The organism is Azospirillum sp. B506, from assembly GCF_000333595.1.
Classification (GTDB): Bacteria; Pseudomonadota; Alphaproteobacteria; order Azospirillales; family Azospirillaceae; genus Azospirillum.
In genome coordinates, this window is the sequence record NZ_BADK01000640.1 from 1 (window position 1) to 1546 (window position 1546).

Genomic DNA, 1546 nt, shown 5'->3' on the forward strand with positions numbered 1-1546 from the left:
TATGCCTGCCTTACCTGCGCGGCCGGGCGCCCTACAACCAGACCCTCAACATCTGGAGCTTCTGGCTGATGAGCGGCGGCATGGCCTTCATGACCTTCGCCCTGACCGCCGCCGGCATCGTGCAGACCCACCTGCAGCGCGTGATGGGGCTGGGCTACATGGAGGTCCAGGAACAGATCGCCATGTTCTACTGGCTGCGTCTGGGCGGCGGCGTCGCCGTCGGGATCGGCATGGTGCTCTACCTCTACGCCGTGTTCGGCCCGGCCCGTGAAGAGCGTCCGGCGGCCGTCGCCAGCGGCCTCCAGGCAGCCGAGTAAGCGTCAAATCCGCGGCCCCCGTTCCGTGTCCACGGCGGGGGCCGTCCGTCTTTCAGGAGTTCCGAGATGATCCGCAGCGCCGCCACCCTCGCAACCGTGCCTGAGACCGTCGATGACGCCGACAGCGCCGATCTGCCCTTCTACCAGCCGACGGGCGACGAGTGCGCGCTGTTCGAGCATGCCTACACCCACCGCCTGCCGCTTTTGCTGAAAGGGCCGACCGGCTGCGGCAAGACCCGTTTCGTCGCCCATATGGCGGCGAAGCTGGGCCGGCCGCTCTACACTGTGTCCTGCCACGACGACCTGACCGCCGCCGACCTGACCGGCCGTTACCTGCTGAAGGGCGGCGACACCGTCTGGGCCGATGGGCCGCTGAGCCGCGCCGTGCGCGAGGGCGCAATCTGCTATCTCGACGAGGTGGTGGAGGCGCGCAAGGACGTCACCGTTGTGCTGCACCCGTTGACCGACGACCGCCGCATCCTTCCGCTGGACCGCACCGGCGAGACGTTGGAGGCGCCACCGGGCTTCATGCTGGTGGTGTCCTACAATCCCGGCTATCAGACTGTGCTGAAGGCGCTGAAGCCCAGCACACGGCAGCGCTTCCTTGCCGTCGAGTTCGATTTCCCCGCGCCAGAGCGCGAGATCCCCATCGTCGCGACCGAAAGCGGCTTGGCCGAAAGCCGCGTTGCCCCGCTGGTGCGTCTCGCCAACGCGCTGCGCGCCCTGAAGGGGCAGGATTTGGAAGAGGGCGTGTCGACCCGCCTGCTGATCTACTGCGCCACGCTGATCCGCTCCGGCATGAAACCGGAACGCGCCATCCGTGCCGCCCTGATCGAACCGCTGACCGACGATCCGGACATCCGCGCCGCCCTGCTGCGCGTCGCCGAGGTCACGCTGGGCTGATCGGAGAAGGCGGGGGCCATCGTCATGCTGGAATTCTTCGAGCCGGAAGAGACCGTCGGCCGTCTGTGGCACCGCCTGATCGGCGGGCGGTCGAGCTATCCGCACCATCCGGAAGCCGCCGTCACGCTGGAGACGATGCGTCCGCGGCTGGCGGTGTTCTTCCGGGCGCTGGGCGGCGACCACGGCGTGCGGCTCGCCGCCGGAAGCGCTTCGGTGTCGGGGCACGGGTTGTCGTTGCTCGGCCGCATCGGGCTGGGGGAAGAACGGGTGGAGCGCGCGACNTTGGACGGCACGTGCTGCAACTGCCGACCCCATCGACCTGTTCC

The 1546-nt window shown here is 68.5% G+C and carries 2 protein-coding genes and 1 pseudogene; all 3 read left to right on the forward strand.

The annotated features are described in order from the left end of the window. On the forward strand, positions 1 to 317 hold a 317-nt coding region (locus I71_RS19020; RefSeq protein ID WP_042696524.1), incomplete at its 5' end, for a cbb3-type cytochrome c oxidase subunit I. A gap of 66 nt (positions 318 to 383) precedes the next feature. Beyond that, the gene (locus I71_RS19025) at positions 384 to 1220 is read left to right on the forward strand and encodes a CbbQ/NirQ/NorQ/GpvN family protein (RefSeq protein ID WP_042696525.1); all 837 of its coding nucleotides are present in this window, start codon (positions 384 to 386) and stop codon (positions 1218 to 1220) included. 24 nt (positions 1221 to 1244) lie between these two features. Then, positions 1245 to 1546 (forward strand): annotated as a pseudogene (locus tag I71_RS19030) (protein norD); the annotation flags it as partial.

What these genes read in the sequence shown, in the direction of transcription:
- I71_RS19025 (WP_042696525.1), top strand. Translation starts at nt 384, where the DNA reads ATGATCCGCAGCGCCGCCACCCTCGCAACCGTGCCTGAGACCGTCGAT.